We start from the raw sequence: 20,993 nt of genomic DNA, 5'->3' as shown, positions 1-20,993 counted from the left end.
GAGGGCGCCTGGTGCCCTCCCGCCCGACGGCACGCGAAAAAGCCGCCCGGTCGGGGCGGCATTCGACGGAGACGATCAGAAGAAGGGCGCGCGACGCTCGCCGTCAGAGGCGAAGATCCTGGTGGGGGAAGTAGGACTCGAACCTACGAAGCTTACGCAGCGGATTTACAGTCCGCCCCCTTTGCCGCTCGGGACATTCCCCCAGCACCAGCCGGCGCCCGGCTGAACGAGGCCCTTATGGTGGGGCGGATGAGGGGTGTCAACCGCACAGATCGCGTTCCGGCACGCTCGTCCCCGCCCGGCCCCGTCAGCCCGTCCGGCCGGCATCGAGGGCTCGGGCGAGGCGGACGAAGCCGGCAACGGAAATCTCCTCCGCGCGGGCCGTCTCCGGCAGATCGGCGGCGGCGAGCAGGGCGGCGGGATCGGGGGTCGCCGCCTTGAGGCTCTGGCGCAGCATCTTCCGGCGCTGGCCGAAGGCGGCGCGGGTCACCGCTTCCAGGGCGCCGAGGCGGCAGGGTAGGGGATCGGGCCGCGGACGCAGGTGCACGATGCTCGACGTGACCTTGGGCGGCGGCACGAAGGCGGAGGGGGCCACGTCGAACAGGATGTCGGCCTGGGTGCGCCAGCCGCAGAGCACGCCGAGCCGGCCGTAATTGGCCCGGTCGCCCTCGTCGGCCACGATCCGGTCGGCGACCTCCCGCTGGAACATCAGCGTGGCGCTCTCCCACCAGGGCGGCCAAGCCTCCTCCGCGGCCTCGCCGGCGATCCAGCCGGTCAGCAGGGCGGTGCCGACATTGTAGGGGAGGTTGGCGACGATCCGCACCGGCCCGTCGCCGATCAGCGGCCGCGGGTCGAAGGCGAGGGCGTCCGCATCGACGACCTCGAGGCGGCCGGGGTAATGCGCCGCGATCTCCGCCAGCGCCGGCAGCGCCCTCGGATCGCGCTCGATGGCGATGACGCGGCCCGCCCCCTCGGCGAGCAGCGCCCGGGTCAGGCCGCCGGGACCCGGGCCGACCTCGACCACGGTGACGCCGTCGAGCGGCCCGGCGGCCCGGGCGATCCGGCCGGTCAGGTTGAGGTCGTAGAGGAAGTTCTGCCCCAGCGACTTTTTCGGCTCCAGGCCGTGCCGGCGCACGACTTCGCGCAACGGCGGCAGGCCGTCGGCACTGACGGATTCGGCATTCATGGAAGGCGGGTCACCGGCGGGTCGGGAAGGGGGTCACGTTATCCGCCGGCGGCCGGGTGGCCAGGCGCCGGGCGAGGCGCAGGGCCGCGATCAGGCTGTCGGGTCGGGCGATGCCTTTGCCGGCGATGTCGAAGGCCGTGCCGTGGTCCGGCGAGGTGCGCACGAAGGGCAGGCCCAGGGTCACGTTCACGCCCTCGTCGAAGGCGAGGGTCTTGATCGGGATCAGCGCCTGATCGTGGGTCGGGGCCAGGGCCACGTCGTAGCCCGCCCGCGCCCGCTCGTGGAACAGGGTGTCGGCAGGCAGCGGGCCGCGGATGTCGATGCCCGCGGCGCGCAGGGCCGCGACCGCCGGGGCGAGCACCTCGCGATCCTCAGAGCCCATGGTGCCGTTCTCGCCCGCATGCGGGTTGAGGCCGGCGAGCACGAGGCGCGGCGCCGGCATCCCGAAGCGGCTCTTCAGGTCGGCCGCGACGATCCGGGCCGTGCGCTCCACGAGGTCCTGCGTCAGCAAGTCGGGCACCCGCCGCAGGGCGACGTGGATGGTGACCGGCACGACGGCCAGCGCCTCGCTCCAGATCATCATCACGGGCAGCGGGGGCGCCCGCCCGGGCTCCGTGGCCAGGGCGGCCAGGAACTCGGTATGCCCCGGATGGGCGAAGCCGACATGGGTCAGCACGAATTTGGCGATCGGGTTGGTGACGATCGCGGCGGCGCGGCCGGTGCGCACGAGATCGACCGCGGCGGTGATCGATTCGATGATCGCGCCGGCATTGCCGGAATCCGGCGTGCCCGGGGTCGCGGACACCGTCGTCCCGCCCGGCAGGGGCAGCACCGGCAGCGCCCGGGGAAACACCTCCTCGGCATATTCCGGATCGATCTCGGCGACCGGCACGGACAGGCCGAGCCGATAGGCGGTCCGCTCCAGGAAATCCGGGTCGCCGACCATCACGAAGGGCGGCACGCCCCGCTCGCTCCGCGACAGCCACGCGGCGAGCGCGATCTCGGGGCCGATGCCGGAGGGGTCGCCGAGGGTGAGGGCGAGGGGGGCGGTGGACATGGGCGGGATCATACAGCGATCCCGTCCGCTTTGTGAGGTCGCCCCGCGCTGAGGCGCGCCATGCGCCTCAGCGCACGGTCGCGATGCCGTCCGCGGTCGTGGTCGAGCTGACGTTCTGGCGCAGATCGGCCTCGCCGAGCGTCTTCAGCTCGACGCGCAGCAGCACGGTCTGGTTGCGCTCGCGGGTGCCGATCGCCGTGGCGATGGGCGAGACGATGTAGTTGAGCGAGACGGTGGTGCACTCGTCCTGATAGCCGCCGCCCAGGCTCATGCCCGTGAGGTAGAACTTGCCCGGGTTCGAATAGACCGGCGCCGTCGTGCTCGACCCCGACAGGAAGGCGGCATAGGCGTCGATGAAGTTGTCGCGCACGTCCAGGTAGTGGGTCAGGTCGACGAGGGCCGAGCCGGTCACGAACCAGTTCGGCGTGATGTGGTAGGTCGCGGTGGCGGTGATGCCCTCGCGGCGATGGCTGAAGCCGAGCAGCGGCTGCGCCTCGTAATAGGAATAGAACAGCGAGGTATCGAGGGGCAGGAACGGCGAGAACCGCGCGGTCAGGCCCGTTTCGAAGCGGTTGGTGCTCAGGTCGTTCTGGGCCAGCCGGAAGCGGCTGATGAAGCTGATGTTCTGGTTCGGCGAGAGCTGGAAGCGCCCAACGAAGTCCGAGAGCTGGTTCTCGAGACCGGAATCGAGGCCGACATTGGCGATGTCGCCGCGGCGGAACGAGTTCACGCCGGCCACCTGGATCGACTCGCCGAAGAGCAGGTTCGCGTACCAGCCCGAGGGCGTGACCACGGAGTACTGGCCGCCGAGATTGGCACGCACGCCGCCTTCGACCCGGTCGTAGCCCGAGAACTTGTCCCATGCGAACAGGGAGGTGTCGTCGAAGACGAGGCTCTGCGCGTCCTCGTTGGGCAGGCGGCCGATGCGGGTCTCGGAGGGACGGGCGATCACCTGGGCGATCGGCTCGATGGTGTGGACGCCGAGCGCGCCGAAATCGCTCACGAAGGGATAGCGGTATTCCAGCCCGATCGCCGGCATCACGCGGCCGGAATAGCCGTCGTCGACCGTGGTGATGTTGTTGACGAGCTGGTTCTGGTAGCCCGACAGGCTCGGATTCACGAAGAAGGTGTCCGCCCGCAGATAGGCGAAGGGCGTGATGACCTGCCCGAAATCGTCGATGAAGGTGCGGCGCCAGGAGACCTGCGCCGAGAGGCGCGTGTCGGTGCCGCCGAGGCCGCGCACGAGGCAGGTGCTGCGCGTGAAGGTCGTGCAGGTCTCGTAGAGCGGGTAGTTGATCCCGTTGATGCTCGGCGAGAACAGGTAGCTGCCGGTGCGCGGCAGACCCTGGAAGTCGGTCGCTTCCCGCGACAGGCTCGTCACGTTGGCCTCGAAGCGCACCTCGCCGCCGAGCACGCCCGGGCCGTCGATGCGCTTGTCGTAGTCGATCACCGGGGCGACGACGGGCTGCTCCTTCTGCCAGTCGAAGCTCGACAGGGCCTTGAAGTAGTAGCCGCGCGCCTCGAACCAGGAGCGGTCGCCCTGTCCGATCAGGTAGCCGGTCGAGACCGCCTCGCGGAAATAGTCGGTGGTGATGTTCTGGTTGCGGATCCGGTAGTTGTCGAGGAACCACTTGTCGGTCACGCCGACGATGTCCCAGCCGGTGCGCCAGCGGTCGTTGATGTAGAAGCGCCCGCGCGACTCGATCGAGCCGCGGAAGTCGCGGTCGGCGGCGCCGAGGGGGCCGGGCAGGAAGGCGCTCGGCGTCGATTGCGAGATGCCCGACAGGCGGATGTTGTAGGAGCCGTTGTCGAGCCGCTGGCGGAACTCCGCCTGGCCGAGCACGCCCTGGCGGCTGATGAAGGCCGGCGACAGGGTCAGGTCGTAGCTCGGGTCGAGGTTGATGAAGAACGGGGTCGCGATGCCGGTGCCGAGGGCCGTCGACGTGATGAAGCGCGGCGTCAGGAAGCCGGTCTGCCGCTTCACCGTCGGGTCGGCCGACTCGAAATAGGGCAGGTAGGCGACGGGGATGCCGGCGAGTTCGAGGGTCGAATCCTCGTACGAGATTGTGTGCGTCTCGTTGTTGTGGATGATCTTGGCCGCCTTGATCTGCCAGAGCGGCGGCCTCTCGGGATGGTTCTTGCAGGGCTCGCAGGCGGTGTAGGTGGCGTAGTCGAAGCTCGACTGCTCGCCGCCGATCCGCTCGGCGCGGGGGGCCGAGATGCGGGTGCGCACCGGCTCGCCCTTGATCTCGGCGGTCTGCTGGATGCGCAGCGAATCGATGAAGCCGGTCTTGAAGTCGTCGGTCAGTTCCATGCGCTCGCCGGTGACGACGGCGCCGGTCTCGTCGGTGAGGTGCACATTGCCTTCCGCGAAGACGCGGCCGCTGCCGCGGTCGTAGCGGACGCGGTCGGCCTGGAGCGTGCGGGGACCGTAATGCAGCTCCGCATTGCCGCGGGCCGACACGGTGTTCCTGTCGTTGTCGTAGACGAGTTCGTCCGCCTCGACGAGCAGACGCTCGTTCTTGGCACCCGGCTTGCTGCCGCCGGAGGCCAAGCGCTCCACGGCGCTCTGCGCGCGCGCGGGCGCAGCGACGAGGTTCACCCCCGCCGTGACCAGCAGAACCATGCCCGCGACGACCGCGATGTCGGCGACCCTACGCAACGCGTGTCCCAACTCCTGTCCCGGTCTCCCGCCGATTCCTCCGAGAGGCCACGGCATCAGCCGTCCTCCTGGTAAAGAAGCGTGAGCGTACCGAGAAGACTCCCTACCACGGCCGGGAACCACGCCGCCACCGTCGGCGCGACGATCCCCGACGCACCGAGGCCCTCCATGAGCTGGCGGACGACGTAGAGCAGGAACCCGGCTGCAACGCCGCCGAGCACCAGCTTCCCGACACCACCAAAGCGGAAGAATCTTAAGGAAACCGTTGCCGCCACGAGCACCATCGCCAGGAAGAGGAGCGGCCGAGCCATGAGCACATCATATTGGAGCCGGTAGCGCGTGGCATCCAATCCCGCTCGCTCGTTGCGCGCGATCGTTTCCGGCAGTTGCCAGAAAGGCACGGATTCCGGGGGGGTGAAGCGCTGGCGGATCTGCCCCGGATCGAGATTCGAGGCGATCAGGTAGGCGTCGTGGCTCTCCGGCGGCTGATCCTCGACGAGGAGCCGCGCGTCCTGCAATTCCCACCACCCGTCGTGCAAAATCGCACGCGCCGCTTCGATCTGCGCGAGAAAGTGCCCGGCATCGTCGAAGGTGTAGGCGCTCACCCCCGCGAGCGTGGTGGTCCCCTCGATCGCCGTCTCCGCCCGGAGGATGGCCTGGCCGTCGAGGCTGCGCTGGCTGATCCACAGGTCCTTGCCCGAGGAGGCCTTGGTGGATTTGGCGAAGATCTTCGCCTCGATCTCGGTGGAGCGCTGCTTCAGGAGCGCCGAGACCGGGTTGTAGACGCCGATCGCCAGCGCCCCGATCCCGAGCGCCACGAAGACGCCCGGCTGCAGGAACTGCCAGGCGGAGATGCCGGCGGCCCGCGCCACCACGAGCTCGAGCTTGCGCGAGAGCTGCAGCAGAGCGGTCATCGAGCCGAACAGGATCGCGAAGGGCAGCACGCCCTCGGCCACGGCGGGCGTGCGGTAGAGGGAGAGCTGCGCCATCAGCCCGGTGGTGGCGTTCTCGGCCTCGCCCGCCCGGCGCACCAGCTCGACGAAGTCGAGGGTGTAGACCAGGGCGAAGACGGTGAGGAACACGCCGAGGATGGTGCGCAGGAAGCGCCAGGCGAAGTAGCGCCCGAGGGTCGCGCCGATCAGCATGGCGGCCTCAGCTCGTGCCGAGCCGTGGGCGGCGGGCGAACCCGTCGGTCAGGGACCGGAGGCGGCGGCCGAGGGTGGCGTTGGCGTGGCGCATCCGCGCCCCGTGGAAGATGAGCAGGCTCGACAGGGCGATGGCGAGGAGCGGCGTGGCGTAGACGAAGAACACCGCGCCCTGGCTGCGGGCGGCGGCGCTGCTCGCGGCGAAGCCCGCGATGCGCAGCACCACCACGGCCACGACCGCGCCGGCCACGGAGAGGCCGCGCCCGGAGCGGGTGGTCCGCGGGTCGCCCAGGGCCGCGAAGGCGATGAAGGCGAAGGCGAGGGGATAGAGCCAGGAGGAGAGCCTGTCGTGCAGCTCCGCCCGGAAGCGGCCCTTCTGCAGCTTGAAGTACAGCTCCTCCCGGTCGGGGAAGAAGAGCTGGCTCGTGGAGCGCTCCCGCGGCTTGTATATCGTATCCGAATCGGGCGGCGTGAACGCCGCGAGGTCGACGGCGTAGCGCGCGAAGGTCACGATCGAGGAATCGCGGGAATCCTTCTGCTGGCGGTGCACGCTGCCCTTCTCCAGCACGAGATAGGTCTGCCCCTCGATCTCCGTGACCATGCCGCGTTCGGCGAGATAGACCACGGTCTTTCCCGGTTCGCGCTTGTCCTGGATGAAGAGGCCGTTGAGGCCCCCGTTCGGCCCGCGCTCGCGGAAATGGAAGGTGATGCCGTTGTCGAGGGTGGTGAACTGGCCCTCCTTGACGATGTTCGCGACAAAATCCCCCCGCACCCGGGTGAGCACGTCGCGCAGCTCCTGGAACGAGGACGGCATCACCTGGATCGTCAGGAAGGCGACCATGAAGCTCACCGCGAGCGCCAGGGTGAAGAAGGGCTTGAACAGCCGCCGCGGCGGCATGCCCGCCGCCGACATCACGATCAGCTCGGAATCGCCGTTGAGCTTGTTCAGGGCGTGGATCACGGCGATGAACAGCGCCATGGGCGCGATCACCGTGATCAGGGTCGGCAGCGAGAGGCCGGTGATGAACAGGAAGATCAGGATCGTCTGACCCTTGGCGGTGATCAGATCGAGCTCGCGCAGGGCCTGCGTCACCCAGATCGTGCCGGTCAGCCCCAGGAGGCAGGCGAGGAAGGCCCCGAGCGCGATCCGGAATATGTAGCGCTGGATCTGCGTCATCCGCCGTCGGGTCCGGCCTTCATCGAAGCCTCGGGCGGATGCGCGAGGGGACGCGCGGCCGCCAGGCTGTTGCGGTCGCCCCCCGCTTCAACGCCCCCGGCTTGTCCCGCGAAATGGGCCGTTTCGCGGCAAGCGCCCGCGTTGCGTTCTTCGCCTCAGGGGGTACACAGAAGCGGCGCCCGCGGCATGTCAAATGGATAGCCGGGCAGCCGGCGCATCGAAGGGTGGACAACTTTTCCCATGGCGGACGGTATCGACATCGCTTTCCAGACGCTGTCCTCGCGCGGGCACGGCGACCTCGTGGTCTTCGTGGGCGACGACCTCGCCCTGTCGCAGCCCGCGGTCGAGGCGATCGGGCGCCCGGGGGCCGATCTCGTGGCCAAGGCGGCGGCCAGCGAGCGCTTCAAGGGGAAGTCGCAGAGCGCGATGACGCTGGCCGCTCCCGCCGGGGTCGAGGCCGACCGGCTGGTGGTGGTCGGACTCGGCGCGGAGAAGGACCGCGCCAAGATCGACTGGACGCTCCTCGGCGGCTTCACCGCCGGCAAGGTGGCGGGCCGTGACGCCCGCGCCGTGCTCGACTGGCCGGGGATCGCCGCCGGCGCCCGCGACCTCGCCGATTTCTCCCTCGGCGCCCGCCTGCGCGCCTACAGCTTCGACCGCTACAAGACCAAGAAGAAGCCCGAGGCCGAGGACGACCGCCGCACGGCGCTGACCCTGCTCGTGGCCGATCCCGGCGCCGCCGAGAAGGCCGCCGCCGAGGCCGCCGCGGTGGCCGAGGGCGTGATTCTCGCCCGCAACCTCATCAACGAGCCGCCGAACGTCCTCTATCCCGAGGAATATGCCCGCCGCGTCTCCGAGCTGACGAAGCTCGGCGTCGAGGTCGAGATCCTCGACGTGGCGAAGATGAAGGCGCTCGGCATGGGCGCCCTGCTCGCCGTGGCCCAGGGTTCGGCCCGGGAGCCGCGCCTCGTGATCATGCGCTGGAACGGCGCCGAGGACAGGAGCGCCCCGCCCGTGGCCCTGATCGGCAAGGGCGTCGTGTTCGATTCCGGCGGCGTCTCGATCAAGTCGGCCGGCGGCATGGAGGACATGAAGGGCGACATGGGCGGCTCGGCCGCGGTCGTCGGCACGCTCCACGCCCTCGCCGCGCGCAAGGCCAAGGTGAACGTGGTCGGCGCCATCGGCATCGTCGAGAACATGCCGGACGGAAATTCCTACCGCCCCAGCGACATCGTCACCTCGATGTCGGGCCAGACCATCGAGGTCATCAACACGGACGCGGAGGGCCGCCTCGTCCTCGCCGACGTGATCTGGCACGTGCAATCGGCCTACAAGCCGAAGCTGATGATCGACCTCGCCACGCTGACGGGGGCGATCATCGTGGCCCTGGGCCAGGACATCGCCGGCCTGTTCTCGAACGACGACGAGCTCGCCGCCAAGATCACCGCCGCCGGCGAGGCCGCGGGCGAGAAGGTCTGGCGCATGCCGCTGATCCCGGCCTTCGACAAGGCGATCGACTCGAAGTTCGCCGACATGAAGAACACCGGCGGCCGCCACGGCGGCGCGGCCACCGCCGCGGCCTTCATCAAGCGCTTCGTCAACGACGTGCCCTGGGCGCATCTCGACATCGCCGGCGTCGGCATGAGCTCCTCGCCGAGCGAGATCAACCGCAGCTGGGGCGCGGGCTGGGGCGTGCGCCTGCTCGACCGCCTCGTGCGCGACAACTACGAAGCGTGAGCCCGGCCGCGCTCCGGATCGCCGCGGCGCCTCCCGCCGCGGCGCTCGCCGTCCTGGCCCTCGTCTTCCTGACGGGATTCGATCAGCACGCGGCCTTGCCGCCCCTGCTCGGGCGCCACTTCTACGGCTTCTTCCTCGATCGCTACCCGCTCTTCGCCTTCGCGATTCCCTACGGGATCGCGCGCATCCTCGCCGCCGCCTGCGCGCCGGGGCCAGCCTCTATCCTCCGGCGGGCGCTCGGCGCCGTGATCGCGCTGGGGCTGCTGCTCGCCCTCAGCCTCTATCCGACCTTCGGCGGCCTCGTCCTGCGGGCGGGCTTCATGCCGGGGGGCGTCGCCTTCCTGAACGGCATCCCGCTGAACCTCGCCTATCTCCTCGGGGCCGCGATGGCGGCGGTGGTGTTCCTGGTGCCGACCGAACTCGGCGCGACCCTCGCCGCCGGGCGCTGGCCGGCGCGGGGCCGCCGACTCCGGGCCTTCGGCGCCCGGATCCTCGGCCTCGTCCTGCTGTTCCTGGCGCTCTGGTTCGCTGCGGCCGTGATCGGCCTCGCCCGCGACCTCGGCTTCGGTCCCTGGCCGCGCCGGCCCCTCGACGGACGGGACGCGGCGCTCGCGACGGGCCTGATCCTGCTCGCCTGTCTTCCGCACACCCTACTGGTGGCGCGGCGCCATCTGTAACGAGTCCCGCTTGATCCAGGGCGAGCGCAGCGATTAAGCCGGTCAGCCTAAGGGTGATCGAGGGATTCCTCGAGCAAACGCCCAGGGAGGATGGGATGCTCGATGACCGCTTCGCGGCGCGCCCGTGGCTGTCTGCCTACCCGGTGGGCGTCCCGCCCGAGATCGATGCCGATCGGCTGGGCACCCTGGTCGACCTGTTCGACCGCAGCGTCACGGATTTCGCCGAGCGTCCCGTCCTTCAGTGCTTTGGCGCGCGGCTGAGCTATCGCGACTTCGGAGCCGCGTCGGCGGCGGTGGCGGCCTGGCTCGCGGCGGAAGGCCTCGGCAAGGGCGACCGCGTCGCGATGATGATGCCGAACGTGCCGGCCTACCCGATCGCCCTGTTCGGCGCCCTGATCGCCGGCTGCACCATCGTCAACGTCAACCCGCTCTACACGCCGCGCGAGCTGACGCTGCAGCTCGCCGATTCCGGTGCGAAGGTGCTGTTCGTGCTGGAGAACTTCGCGCACACGGTCGCCACGGCCCTGCCCCAGCTCGACGCCCTGGAGCGCGTGGTGATCGTCACGCCCGGTGCCTGCCTGGGCATGAAGGGCCGGCTCATCGACGTCGCCTCCCGCCATCTCAAGAAGGCCGTGCCGCCCTTCCGGCTGCCGCCGAACGTTGCCGTCCCCTTCGAGGCCGTGCTGCGGGCCGGCCGCGGGCGGCCGCGCCCCGCCGTCTCCGTGACGCCGGACGACCTCGCCTTCCTGCAATACACGGGGGGCACCACCGGCATCGCCAAGGCGGCGATGCTGACCCACCGCAACATCATGGCGAACGTGGAGCAGGCCCGGCTCTGGTTCCAGGTCGCGGGCGAGGATCCGGACCGGCGGGTGATGATCACGGCGCTGCCGCTCTATCACATCTTCGCCCTGACGGCCTGTTTCTTCTTCTTCGTGAAGATCGGCGGCTGCTGCCTGCTCGTGCCCAACCCGCGCGACGCGGACGGTTTCGTGAAGACGCTGGCGAAGAACCGCTTCACCCATCTCGCCGGGGTGAACACGCTGTTCAACCTCCTGAACAACCATCCGAAATTCGGCAGCGTCGACTTCTCCGGCGTCCATTACGTCATCGGCGGCGGCATGGCGGTGCAGGCGGCGGTCGCCCAGAGATGGCAGGCGATCACCGGCACCAGCATCGTCGAGGGCTACGGCCTCTCGGAAACCTCGCCGGTCGTCAGCATCAACCTCGTCGGCCCCGATGCCTGGACGGGGACGATCGGCTATCCGATGCCCTCGACCATCGTCTCGATCCGCGACGCGTCCGGCCGTCCGCTGCCCTATGGCGAGGCGGGCGAGCTCTGCGTGAAGGGTCCCCAGGTCATGGCCGGCTACTGGAGGCGGCCGGACGAGACCGCCCGCGCCACCACCCCGGACGGTTTCTTCCGCACCGGCGACGTGGCCGTGATGGAGCCGAGCGGGCGCCTCCGCATCGTCGACCGGATGAAGGACATGATCCTGGTCTCCGGCTTCAACGTCTATCCGAACGAGGTCGAGGACGTGCTGGCGGCCCATCCGGCGGTGCTCGAATGCGCGGTGGTCGGCGCCCCGAACGCCGAGAGCGGCGAGATGGTGGTCGCCCATCTCGTGCTGAAGGACCCCAGCGTCACCTGCGAGGTCCTGACCGCCCATGCCCGCGCCCAGCTCACCGGCTACAAGGTGCCCCGCCGGATCGTGCTGCACGACAGCTTGCCGAAGACCAATGTCGGCAAGGTGCTCCGCCGCGCCCTCCGCGACGAAACAACACCCCCGGCCTGAGGCTGTAACCGGACGACGCTTCCCGCCGTATGATGCGTGAGAGAGGCACGCATCAAAGCGGCGGAGCGGATTCATGCAGATCAGGCACAGGCGCGGCTGGGAGATCCCCGAGCGGCTCGCGACCCCGGAATCGGTCTTCCTCGACCGGCGCAGCCTGCTCGGCGGGGCGGCCGGCCTCTCCCTCGCCGCCTGGCTCGGCGACGGCGCGGCCCGGGCCGCCACGGATCCGGCATCCGCCTATCCGGCGCCCCGCAACGGGGCCTATGCCCTCGACCGTGCCGTGACGCCGGAGCGCTACAGCGGCGACTACAACAACTTCTATGAATTCGGCACCTCGAAATCGGTGCTGCCCGCCGCCGACCGGCTCAAGACCCGGCCCTGGACGATCCAGATCGACGGGCTCGTCGAGAAGCCCTTCACCATCGGCATCGACGAGCTCGTCGGGAAGATGGGGCTGGAGGAGCGCCTCTACCGCCACCGCTGCGTCGAGGCCTGGTCCATGGCCGTGCCCTGGACCGGCTTCCCCCTGGCCAAGCTCGTGGCCCTCGCCAAGCCGCTCTCCGGGGCGAAATACGTGGCGATGCAGACCTTCCTCGACCGTTCGATGGCGCCGGGGCAGCGCATGTTCTACCCCTGGCCCTATCTCGAGGCGGTGACCATGGCGGAGGCCGCCAACGACCTCGCCTTCGTGGCCACGGGCGTCTACGGCAAGCCGCTGCCCAACCAGTTCGGCGCGCCGATCCGGCTCGCTCTGCCCTGGAAGTACGGCTTCAAGTCGATCAAATCGATCGTGAAGGTCTCCTTCGTGGCCGAGCGGCCGAAGACCTTCTGGGAGGGGCTGGGCCCGACCGAATACGGCTTCTGGGCGAACGTGAACCCGGCGGTGCCCCATCCCCGCTGGAGCCAGGCGACCGAGCGGGTCCTCGGCACCGACGAGCGCGTCAAGACGCTGATCTACAACGGCTACGGCGAGCAGGTCGCCGGCCTCTACAAGGGGCTGGAGGGCGAGCCGCTGTTCATGTGAGGGCGGTTTCCTCCCCCTCCGGGGCGGGCGCGAAGCGGCCGGCGGGGACGGCGCCGGGGTTTCCAGGGGATCGGGGGGATGCGCACACCCCCAACGCGATCATCCGGAACGCTGCGCGCCTACGGGCAGCCGCGGGCGCGTTCGAAGGCTCTCAGCTCGGCCACGGCGCTGCGCTGGCGGGGGGAGAGGGGCACGTCGAGGAGGTTGTCGTAGCGGCAGCCGGCATTGCCGAAGGCGCGGATCGCCTTCGGCGTGGTGAAGCAGTAGCCCGCGTCCTTGTAGATCAGGTTGCGCTGGTACCAGGCCTCGTCGCAGCTCTGCGCGACGGCGCCCGTGGTCCCGAGGGCGAGGAAGCAGGCGAAGCCGGTCGCGATTCGCATGGGCTGATATTTCTCCCGTTCACCCGCCCCCGCCCACCGGGCGGCGGCGTCGAGGCGCGACGCCTCAGAAGGTCCAGCGCTGGGCCTTGGCCACCAGGAAGTCGCGGAAGGCCTGGACGCGGGCCACGGAGCGCATCTCCTCGGCATAGACGAGGTAGCTCTCCATGGTCGGCATCTCGCTCTCGCGCAGCACCTGGACGAGGTTCTCGCCGCCATCGACCGCGTAATCGGGCAGGATGCCGACGCCGGCGCCGAACTCGATCGCCTCGTGCAGGGCGGCGACGTTGTTCACGGTGAGGCCGACCGGCCGACGTTCCTTGCCCTCGCGCCCGATGGTCGCGATGTAGTGGGTGGCGAGCAGGTAGGACGGCTCGTTGCCGCCGAAGGTGACGAGGCGGTGGTTGTCGAGATCCTCGATGGATTGCGGCTCGCCGAAGCGCTTCACGTAATCCTGGCTCGCGAAGGCGTGATAGTGGACCGTGAACAGCCGGCGCTGGATCAGGTCCGGCTGGGCCGGCCGGCGCATGCGCACGGCCACGTCCGCCTCGCGCATGGCGAGGTCGAGCTCCTCGTTGGTGAGGATCAGCTCGATGCGGACCTCCGGGTAGAGGTCGAGGAATTCCGGGATGCGCTGGGCGAGCCAGGAGGTGCCGAGCCCTACCGTGGTGGTCACCCGCAGGTCGCCGGAGGGGCGCTCGCTCGTCTCGACCAGGCGGGCCTTGGTGTTCTCCAGCCGGAGCTTCATGTCCCGCGCGGCGCGGAACAGCAGGTCGCCCTGCTCGGTGAGGATGAGGCCGCGGGCGTGGCGGTGGAAGAGCGGCGCCTTCAGCTCCCGCTCTAAGGCGCTGATCTGTCGACTGACGGCGGATTGGCTGAGGCCGATATCGTCGCCGGCGCGTGTGAAGCTCCCCGCCTCGGCGACGTTGAGGAAAATCCGGATCTTGTCCCAATCCACGGCCGTCACTCCCGTACGCACAGCCGGGCCAGTCGGACCGGATGAGCGGTTCCGCGAGCCTTCGCCTCAAACCTTTCCGGCCCCTCGGCCGGGCCGGCCCATGGATCGCCGAAGCACCCCATGGTTTCGCCGGCTCGGATGCCTGTCCCGCGAAGCTGCCTCACGCCGGCAGAGTTCACCCTAGGATTACAGGCTTGCGATTTGGTTTCGAGCGGCCGCGTGTCACCTTGCGGTCACTTGGTTACTCGGCTGCGGCCTGCTTCGGAAGCTCTCCCACCTCGAGATTCGCAAGAAACTTTTCCGCTTCGAGTGCGGCCATGCATCCCATCCCCGCCGCGGTGATGGCCTGGCGGTAGACGTCGTCGGTCACGTCGCCGGCGGCGAAGACGCCCGGGATCTCGGTCTGGGTGGTGCCCGGGGTCACGTTCAGGTAGCCGCCGTGGCGCATCGGCAACTGCCCCTCGAAGATCGCCGTGGCCGGCTGGTGGCCGATCGCCACGAACACGCCGTCGGTGGCGTGCTCGACGATCGCGCCGCTGCGGGTGTCCTTGAGGCGCAGATGGGTCACCGAGGGGGCGGGCTCCTTGGTGCCGCAGATCTCCTCGATGGCGTGGTGCCACGTCACGGTGACGTTCGGGTGCTTGAACAGGCGCTCCTGCAGGATGCGCTCGGCCCGGAACTCCCCGCGGCGATGCACGACGGTGACCGACTTGGCGAGGTTGGCGAGATAGAGCGCCTCCTCCACGGCGGTGTTGCCGCCGCCCACCACGGTCACGTCCTTGCCGCGGAAGAAGAAGCCGTCGCAGGTGGCGCAGGCCGAGACGCCGAAGCCCTGGAAGGCCGCCTCGGAGGGCAGGCCCAGCCACTTCGCCTGGGCGCCGGTGGCGATGATGAGCGCGTCGCAGGAATAGGTCTCGCCGGAATCCGCCTCCAGCCGGAAGGGCCGCGTCTTCAGGTCGACCTTGGTGATGTATTCCGAGACGATCGTGGTGCCGACATGCTCGGCCTGGAGGCGCATCTGCTCCATCAGCCAGGGGCCCTGGATCGCCTCGGCGAAGCCCGGATAGTTCTCGACATCCGTGGTGATCATGAGCTGGCCGCCCGGCTGGAAACCGGAGATCAGGAGCGGCTCGACCATTGCCCGGGCCGCGTAGATCGCGGCGGTGTAGCCGGCGGGGCCGGACCCGATGATCACGAGCTTCGCGTGGGTATGCGCCATGGTGTCCGGTCTCCTTGCTTCGCCCGTCCGTCCCGGCCCCTGCCGGCTTCGGGCGGGCGCCCGTGTCGCTGTCAGAATCCCCCGGTCCGGTTCGGGCCGCCGGCGGGACTGTCCGTCGTGCCGGGCGCGCCGGCAAGGCGCCCCCTGTGCCGGGCGAAGCTCGCCGCCAGCGCCGAAGCGATCTCCGGCGTCGCGTCGAGCGGCGCGTAATGCAATTCCTCCAGCCGGCCGATGAACGGCTTCAGGGCTCCCGCCATGGCGAGGCCCGCGAACATCCGCCGGTGCCGGATATAGGTCTTCGGCAGGTCGAACAGCAGGAGGGGCACGCCGGTGCTCGCCGCTTCCCCGACCATGTTCGCCGAATCGGAGGTGACCACGATCTGATCGGCGAGTGCCAGCATGCCGATATAGGGATTGTCGCCGGTCCCGTCCCAGAAGAAGCCGCCATGGGTCTTCGCCAGGGCCTGGAGCGCCGTGCGCAGGGCCGGCGGCGTGCGGCGCGACACGGTGAGCATCAGCGAGCAGCCGCCTTCGGCGAGCTTGGTGAGATCCGCCACGAGCCGCTGCATGTCGGCCTGGCCGTAGCTCAGGTGCCGGCTGTTGCCGCCGACCAGCACGGCGATGCGCGGCCAGGGCAGGGCGGCGAGGCGCGGGTCCGGCGCCCGGCGGGCGGCCTGCAGGCGCGCCTGCGAGACCGGGTGGGGCGCCGTCAGGGTGGTGAAGACGTTGGGGCCGCGCAGGTCGTCGTAATCCGGCACCCAGATGAAGTCCGCCGTGTCGTGGCCGGTGCGCGGATCCTTGAGGAAGGCCGTGAAGGTGCGGTTCCCCGAGGCGCGGCGGATCGCGCGCAGATAGGGCACCGCGCGGCGGCCGGAGGCGATCAGGAGATCGGGCATGGCGCCCGCGAGCAGGCCGCCGGCGCGGCCCGGCGCGTCCCGCGGGTCGATCGGCCCCCAGGGCGCGGTCCAGACCAGGGGGCGGCCCCTCGGGATGCGCCGGATCTCCGCCTTGAGCGACAGGCTCTCGGCGATGCCGATGCACTGGTTCTCGTCGCCAGCCTTCCCGTCGGTCAGGATCCAGGCGGAGAAGCGGGAGAGGTCGGGCGGGGTGCCGCCGGCGCCCTCGGGCGCGGGGTGGGAACGGTCCACGGGGTTCGGTCCTGGAGCGCGGCCGGCCTCAGTCCAGCGGCAGGCTGCGGCGCAGCCACTGCGCGTAATGCTCGGCGATGGCGCCGACGCGCCGCCGTTCGGAGGCCGGATCGTACCAGGCGCCGCCCGAGCTCGCCGGCAGGGCCGAGAGCTGCGGATGCCGGGCCAGGATCTCGCCCCGCCGGCCGACGAGGAGGGCCTCGCCGTCGAGATAGTCGGTCTGGCTGCCCCCGCCGAGGCCGCTGCGCGCGCCGCCGCCCGCGCCCCCGGCGATCGGGTTGAGGGAGAGGCTGTTGACGAGGACGACGAGGGTCGGGCCGCCGGCACCGATGCGGTCGGCGAAGCTCGCCCGCAGAGCCGCCAGCAGATCCTGGCGCAGCGCCTCCGCCTGCGGGCCGCCACCCCGGGCGAGCACCGGCCGGACGTCGACGCGGATGCCGGAGAAGCGGTCGTAGCCCTGCGCCCGCGCCCCGCCCGCTGCCGCGAGCACGATGAGGCAAAGGCCGAGCCGGACGGCGAGGCGCCGTCCCGCCCCGAGCCGCGCGGAGCCGGTCACGGCGTCAGGCGCTCCAGCGGACGGCGACGACCTCGTAGGACTTGCCGCCGCCCGGCGTCGTCACTTCGACGGTGTCGCCGACGCCCTTGCCGATCAGGGCGCGGGCGATGGGGGAGGAGATCGAGACGCGGCCCGAGCGCACATCCGCCTCCGGCTCGCCGACGATCTGGTAGGTCTTCTCTTCCTCGGTGTCCTCGTCGACGAGCTGCACCGTGGCGCCGAACTTGATCTTGCTGCCCGAGAGCTTGGAGGTGTCGATGATCTCGGCGCGGGCGATCATGCTCTCCAGCTCCAGCACCCGGCCCTCGTTGTGCGACTGCGCTTCCTTGGCGGCGTGGTACTCCGCGTTCTCCGAGAGATCGCCCAGGGCGCGCGCTTCGGCGATCGCCTGGATGATGCGGGGCCGCTCGACCTGCTGGCGCTGTTTCAGCTCCTCTTCGAGGGCTGCGAAGCCGCGGGCGGTGATCGGAAGCTTCTCTATGCTCATCGCAAATGCGCCACAATGAATAGGCCCGGCGGGAGCGGGGACGCTCCTTCCGGGCCGGAGAGGATGGGTGACGGGACCCCTGACGCCGCGGCCCCGCTTCGTGCTTCAGGCCGCGAAGTATTCCTGCAAGGCGCGCACGCGAAGATCGCCCTCGAGATAGGCTTTGATCCCCTCGGCTGCCGCCATCGCACCGGCGAGAGTGGTGTAGTACGGCACTTTATGCAAGAGGGCCGCGCGCCGGAGCGAGCGCGAGTCCGAGAGCGCGCCGGCCCCTTCCGTGGTGTTCACCACGAGGCTGATCTCGCCGTTCTTGATCGCATCCACGATGTGCGGACGCCCCTCCAGCACCTTGTTGATGCGCTGGGCCGGGATGCCCTCGTCCACGAGGTAGCGCTGGGTGCCGCTGGTGGCGAGCACGGTGAAGCCGAGCTCGTGCAGCAGCCGCATGGTCGGCAGGATGCGCGGCTTGTCCTCGTCGCGCACGGAGACGAACACCGTGCCCGAGCGCGGCACCGCGGTGCCCGAGCCGAGCTGGCTCTTGGCGAAGGCCACGCCGAAGCCGGTATCGAGCCCGATCACCTCGCCGGTGGAGCGCATCTCCGGCCCGAGCAGCACGTCGACGCCGGGGAAGCGGGCGAAGGGGAACACCGCCTCCTTCACCGCGATGTGGTCGAGGCGCTTGGGCTTCAGGCCGAAGCCCGCCAGCGGCTCGCCGGCCATGACGCGGGCGGCGATCTTGGCGATGGGCTCGCCGATCACCTTGGCGACGAAGGGCACGGTGCGCGAGGCGCGCGGGTTCACCTCCAGCACGTAGATCGTGCCGTCCTTGATCGCGTACTGGACGTTCATCAGGCCGCCGACCTTGAGGGCCAGCGCCATGGCCTTGGTCTGGCGCTCCAGCTCGGCCACGATCTCCGGCGACAGGGTGCGCGGCGGCAGGGAGCAGGCGGAATCGCCGGAATGGATGCCGGCCTCCTCGATGTGCTCCATGATGCCGGCGATGAACACGTCCTTGCCGTCGCAGACCGCGTCGACATCCACCTCGGTGGCGTCGGACAGGTAGCGGTCGAACAGGAGCGGGTTCTTGCCCAGCACCGTGTTGATCTGCCCCGTCTTGTCGTTGGGGTAGCGGGCGACGACGTCCGACGGGATCAGGCTCGGCAGGGTGCCGAGCAGGTAATCGGCGAATTCCTTCTCGTCGCGGATGATCGCCATGGCCCGGCCGCCGAGCACGTAGCTCGGGCGCACCACGAAGGGCAGGCCGAGCTCGGCCGCCACCAGCCGGCTCTGCTCCACCGAATAGGCGATGCCGTTCTTCGGCTGCTTCATGCCGAGCTTGTCGAGCAGCCGCTTGAACTGGTCGCGGTCCTCGGCGAGGTCGATCGCGTCCGGCGAGGTGCCGAGGATCGGCACGCCGGCGGCCTCCAGCGCCCGGGCGAGCTTGAGCGGGGTCTGGCCGCCGAACTGCACGATGACGCCGTGCAGCGTGCCGGCCTGCCGCTCGGTCTCGATGATCTCCAGCACGTCCTCGGCGGTCAGCGGCTCGAAATAGAGCCGGTCCGAGGTGTCGTAGTCGGTCGAGACCGTCTCCGGGTTGCAGTTGACCATGATGGTCTCGTAGCCGGCCTCCGCGAGCGCGAAGCAGGCGTGGCAGCAGCAATAGTCGAACTCGATGCCCTGGCCGATCCGGTTCGGGCCGCCGCCGAGGATGACGACCTTCTTCTTGTCCGAGGGCAGGGCCTCGTCGACGACGGTGCCCGCGAAGGGCGCCACGTAGGTCGAGTACATGTAGGCGGTCGGCGCCTTGAACTCGGCGGCGCAGGTGTCGATGCGCTTGAAGACCGGCCGCACCTCCAGGGCGCGGCGCTTGGCGCGGACCTCCGCCTCCTCGAGGCCCGTCAGCACGGCGAGGCGGGCATCCGAGAAGCCCGCCGCCTTGAGCTGGCGGAAGGCGCCGGGGGTGGCGGGCAGGCCATGCGCCTTCACCCGGTTCTCCAGATCCACGATGGCCTGGAGCTGCTCCAGGAACCACGGGTCGATCTTGCAGGAGGCGTGGATCTCCTCGTGGCCGATGCCGAGCCGCATGGCCTGGCCGACCTTGAGCAGCCGGTCCGGGGTCGGCGTGCCGAGGGCCGCCTTGATGGCGTTGCGGTCGTCGCCCTTGCCGAGCCCCTCGATCTCGATGTCGTCGAGGCCGGTCAGCCCGGTTTCGAGGGAGCGCAGGGCCTTCTGCAGCGATTCGGCGAAGCAGCGGCCGATCGCCATGGCCTCGCCCACCGACTTCATGGCGGTGGTCAGCGTCGGCTCGGCGCCCGGGAACTTCTCGAAGGCGAAGCGCGGGATCTTGGTGACGACGTAGTCGATGGTCGGCTCGAACGAGGCCGGGGTGGCGCCGCCGGTGATGTCGTTGGCGATCTCGTCGAGGGTGTAGCCGACCGCGAGCTTGGCGGCGACCTTGGCGATGGGGAAGCCCGTGGCCTTCGACGCCAGGGCGGAGGAGCGCGAGACGCGCGGGTTCATCTCGATCACGATCATGCGCCCGTTCTCGGGGTTGATCGCGAACTGCACGTTGGAGCCGCCGGTCTCGACGCCGATCTCGCGGAGCACCGCGAGGGAGGCGTCGCGCATCACCTGGTATTCCTTGTCGGTGAGCGTGAGGGCCGGGGCGACGGTGATCGAATCACCGGTATGGACGCCCATCGGATCCACGTTCTCGATGGAGCAGACGATGATGCAGTTGTCCGCCTTGTCGCGGACGACTTCCATCTCGTACTCCTTCCAGCCGAGCACGCTCTCCTCGATCAGGACCTCGTTGGTGGGCGAGGCGTCGATGCCCCGCTCGACGATGTCGAGGAATTCCTCCCGGTTGTAGGCGATGCCGCCGCCGGTGCCGCCCATGGTGAAGGAGGGGCGGATGATCGCGGGCAGGCCGACCTCGGCCAGGGCGATCAGGGCCTGGCCCAGGGCATGCTCGATGTAGCGCTTGCGCCGCTCGCCTTCGCCCGACTGCCAGGCCCGGTCGAATTCCTCGACCGCCGCCGCGCGCACGGCCGGATCGCCGTTGGCCTGCTCGATCCGCGCCTTCTCGGCGAGATACTTCTCCCGGTCGGCCTTCTTGGCGGCCGAGGCATTGGCCAGCGCCGATTTTGGCGTCTCCAGGCCGATCTTGGTCATGGCGTCGCGGAAGAGATGCCGGTCCTCGGCCTTGTCGATGGCCTCCGCGGTGGCGCCGATCATCTGCACGCCGAACTTGTCGAGCACGCCCATGCGCTTGAGCGAGAGCGCGCAGTTCAGCGCGGTCTGGCCGCCCATGGTGGGCAGCAGCGCGTCCGGGCGCTCCTTCTCGATGATCTTGGCGACGATCTCCGGCGTGATCGGCTCGACATAGGTGGCGTCGGCCATGTCCGGGTCGGTCATGATCGTGGCCGGGTTCGAATTGACCAGCACGATCCGGTAGCCCTCCTCGCGGAGGGCCTTGCAGGCCTGGGTGCCGGAATAATCGAACTCGCAGGCCTGGCCGATGATGATGGGCCCCGCGCCGATGATCAGGATCGACGCGATATCGGTACGCTTGGGCATCTCGGGCCTTGTCACGGCCGCGCGCGCTCGGCCGCGCCCAGCCTTGAGAAACGGCGGATCGGCGGCGAGCGTGCGGGCATAGATGGTCGTTGAGCCCCGCGTTTACACGCAGGCGTCCCGGTTTGAAAGTCCGCCGGACCCGCCTGTCCCGGGTCGGAGCCCCCGGGGCTGCGGGCTTCCAAGACCAGGGATTTTCTGAAGATGGAAT

16 protein-coding genes and 1 tRNA gene are annotated in these 20,993 nt (G+C 69.8%); 4 read left to right on the top strand and 13 right to left on the bottom strand.

The genetic code is table 11. The annotated features are described in order from the left end of the window. Positions 1 to 119 precede the first annotated feature (119 nt). The 6 genes from MMB17_RS02765 to lptF form a co-directional block, all read right to left on the bottom strand. Positions 120 to 203: transfer RNA gene (locus MMB17_RS02765), tRNA-Tyr, on the bottom strand. Between the two features lie 104 nt (positions 204 to 307). Continuing rightward, positions 308 to 1,186, bottom strand: a complete 879-nt coding sequence (gene rsmA / locus MMB17_RS02760) for a 16S rRNA (adenine(1518)-N(6)/adenine(1519)-N(6))-dimethyltransferase RsmA (protein ID WP_241100992.1) — start codon at positions 1,184 to 1,186, stop codon at positions 308 to 310. A 10-nt stretch (positions 1,187 to 1,196) separates the two neighbouring features. Then, a complete protein-coding gene (gene pdxA / locus MMB17_RS02755) occupies positions 1,197 to 2,243 on the bottom strand; it encodes a 4-hydroxythreonine-4-phosphate dehydrogenase PdxA (RefSeq protein WP_241100991.1) in 1,047 nt (348 codons plus the stop codon). A gap of 67 nt (positions 2,244 to 2,310) precedes the next feature. Then, positions 2,311 to 4,962: an LPS-assembly protein LptD gene (locus MMB17_RS02750; protein WP_241100990.1), complete on the bottom strand. Its 2,652-nt coding sequence runs from the start codon at positions 4,960 to 4,962 to the stop codon at positions 2,311 to 2,313. Further along, positions 4,962 to 6,050 (bottom strand): LPS export ABC transporter permease LptG, encoded by a 1,089-nt coding sequence (lptG, locus tag MMB17_RS02745; RefSeq protein ID WP_241100989.1) that lies wholly within the window; start codon positions 6,048 to 6,050, stop codon positions 4,962 to 4,964. The genes MMB17_RS02750 and lptG overlap by 1 nt, the downstream gene beginning before the upstream one ends. 7 nt (positions 6,051 to 6,057) lie before the next feature. Further along, complete coding sequence (lptF, locus tag MMB17_RS02740; protein ID WP_238311887.1) at positions 6,058 to 7,227, bottom strand: LPS export ABC transporter permease LptF; 1,170 nt, start codon at positions 7,225 to 7,227, stop codon at positions 6,058 to 6,060. A gap of 240 nt (positions 7,228 to 7,467) precedes the next feature. Between lptF and MMB17_RS02735 the strand changes: the two genes are divergently transcribed. The 4 genes from MMB17_RS02735 to msrP all read left to right on the top strand — a co-directional run bounded on the left by MMB17_RS02735 (position 7,468) and on the right by msrP (position 12,461). Further along, positions 7,468 to 8,964: a leucyl aminopeptidase gene (locus tag MMB17_RS02735; RefSeq protein ID WP_241100988.1), complete on the top strand. Its 1,497-nt coding sequence runs from the start codon at positions 7,468 to 7,470 to the stop codon at positions 8,962 to 8,964. Next, a complete protein-coding gene (locus tag MMB17_RS02730) occupies positions 8,961 to 9,641 on the top strand; it encodes a hypothetical protein (RefSeq protein WP_241100987.1) in 681 nt (226 codons plus the stop codon). The genes MMB17_RS02735 and MMB17_RS02730 overlap by 4 nt, the downstream gene beginning before the upstream one ends. A 95-nt stretch (positions 9,642 to 9,736) precedes the next feature. Then, on the top strand, positions 9,737 to 11,437 hold the full coding sequence (locus MMB17_RS02725; RefSeq protein ID WP_241100986.1) for an AMP-binding protein: 1,701 nt from the start codon (positions 9,737 to 9,739) through the stop codon (positions 11,435 to 11,437). A gap of 73 nt (positions 11,438 to 11,510) precedes the next feature. Beyond that, a complete protein-coding gene (gene msrP / locus MMB17_RS02720; RefSeq protein ID WP_241100985.1) occupies positions 11,511 to 12,461 on the top strand; it encodes a protein-methionine-sulfoxide reductase catalytic subunit MsrP in 951 nt (316 codons plus the stop codon). A gap of 119 nt (positions 12,462 to 12,580) precedes the next feature. Here the strand turns inward: msrP and MMB17_RS02715 are convergent, their stop codons facing one another. From MMB17_RS02715 to carB, 7 genes are all read right to left on the bottom strand, one after another. After that, positions 12,581 to 12,841: a YARHG domain-containing protein gene (locus MMB17_RS02715; protein ID WP_238311882.1), complete on the bottom strand. Its 261-nt coding sequence runs from the start codon at positions 12,839 to 12,841 to the stop codon at positions 12,581 to 12,583. Positions 12,842 to 12,905: 64 nt separating this feature from the next. Then, positions 12,906 to 13,796, bottom strand: a complete 891-nt coding sequence (locus MMB17_RS02710) for a LysR family transcriptional regulator (RefSeq protein ID WP_238311881.1) — start codon at positions 13,794 to 13,796, stop codon at positions 12,906 to 12,908. Positions 13,797 to 14,037: 241 nt separating this feature from the next. Beyond that, positions 14,038 to 15,015, bottom strand: coding sequence for a thioredoxin-disulfide reductase (gene trxB / locus MMB17_RS02705; protein WP_238311880.1), 978 nt, complete (start codon positions 15,013 to 15,015; stop codon positions 14,038 to 14,040). A gap of 71 nt (positions 15,016 to 15,086) precedes the next feature. Continuing rightward, positions 15,087 to 16,163 (bottom strand): mitochondrial fission ELM1 family protein, encoded by a 1,077-nt coding sequence (locus tag MMB17_RS02700; protein WP_238311879.1) that lies wholly within the window; start codon positions 16,161 to 16,163, stop codon positions 15,087 to 15,089. Positions 16,164 to 16,191: 28 nt separating this feature from the next. Beyond that, on the bottom strand, positions 16,192 to 16,719 hold the full coding sequence (locus MMB17_RS02695) for a hypothetical protein (protein WP_420847320.1): 528 nt from the start codon (positions 16,717 to 16,719) through the stop codon (positions 16,192 to 16,194). Between the two features lie 4 nt (positions 16,720 to 16,723). Further along, on the bottom strand, positions 16,724 to 17,200 hold the full coding sequence (gene greA / locus MMB17_RS02690; RefSeq protein WP_238311982.1) for a transcription elongation factor GreA: 477 nt from the start codon (positions 17,198 to 17,200) through the stop codon (positions 16,724 to 16,726). A 111-nt stretch (positions 17,201 to 17,311) separates the two neighbouring features. Beyond that, positions 17,312 to 20,785 (bottom strand): carbamoyl-phosphate synthase large subunit, encoded by a 3,474-nt coding sequence (carB, locus tag MMB17_RS02685; protein ID WP_241100984.1) that lies wholly within the window; start codon positions 20,783 to 20,785, stop codon positions 17,312 to 17,314. Positions 20,786 to 20,993: the final 208 nt, after the last annotated feature.

The sequence above is a fragment of the Methylobacterium organophilum genome, from assembly GCF_022533465.1.
In the GTDB taxonomy this organism is placed as follows: domain Bacteria; phylum Pseudomonadota; class Alphaproteobacteria; order Rhizobiales; family Beijerinckiaceae; genus Methylobacterium; species Methylobacterium organophilum.
The sequence above is the reverse complement of the archived record's forward strand: the minus strand, read 5'-3'. Positions and strand labels throughout refer to the sequence as shown.

What these genes read in the sequence shown, in the direction of transcription:
- lptF (WP_238311887.1), bottom strand. Translation starts at nt 7,227, where the DNA reads ATGACGCAGATCCAGCGCTACATATTCCGGATCGCGCTCGGGGCCTTC.
- trxB (WP_238311880.1), bottom strand. Translation starts at nt 15,015, where the DNA reads ATGGCGCATACCCACGCGAAGCTCGTGATCATCGGGTCCGGCCCCGCC.
- lptG (WP_241100989.1), bottom strand. Translation starts at nt 6,050, where the DNA reads ATGCTGATCGGCGCGACCCTCGGGCGCTACTTCGCCTGGCGCTTCCTG.
- pdxA (WP_241100991.1), bottom strand. Translation starts at nt 2,243, where the DNA reads ATGTCCACCGCCCCCCTCGCCCTCACCCTCGGCGACCCCTCCGGCATC.
- MMB17_RS02715 (WP_238311882.1), bottom strand. Translation starts at nt 12,841, where the DNA reads ATGCGAATCGCGACCGGCTTCGCCTGCTTCCTCGCCCTCGGGACCACG.
- MMB17_RS02735 (WP_241100988.1), top strand. Translation starts at nt 7,468, where the DNA reads ATGGCGGACGGTATCGACATCGCTTTCCAGACGCTGTCCTCGCGCGGG.
- rsmA (WP_241100992.1), bottom strand. Translation starts at nt 1,186, where the DNA reads ATGAATGCCGAATCCGTCAGTGCCGACGGCCTGCCGCCGTTGCGCGAA.
- MMB17_RS02725 (WP_241100986.1), top strand. Translation starts at nt 9,737, where the DNA reads ATGCTCGATGACCGCTTCGCGGCGCGCCCGTGGCTGTCTGCCTACCCG.
- MMB17_RS02750 (WP_241100990.1), bottom strand. Translation starts at nt 4,962, where the DNA reads ATGCCGTGGCCTCTCGGAGGAATCGGCGGGAGACCGGGACAGGAGTTG.
- carB (WP_241100984.1), bottom strand. Translation starts at nt 20,785, where the DNA reads ATGCCCAAGCGTACCGATATCGCGTCGATCCTGATCATCGGCGCGGGG.
- msrP (WP_241100985.1), top strand. Translation starts at nt 11,511, where the DNA reads ATGCAGATCAGGCACAGGCGCGGCTGGGAGATCCCCGAGCGGCTCGCG.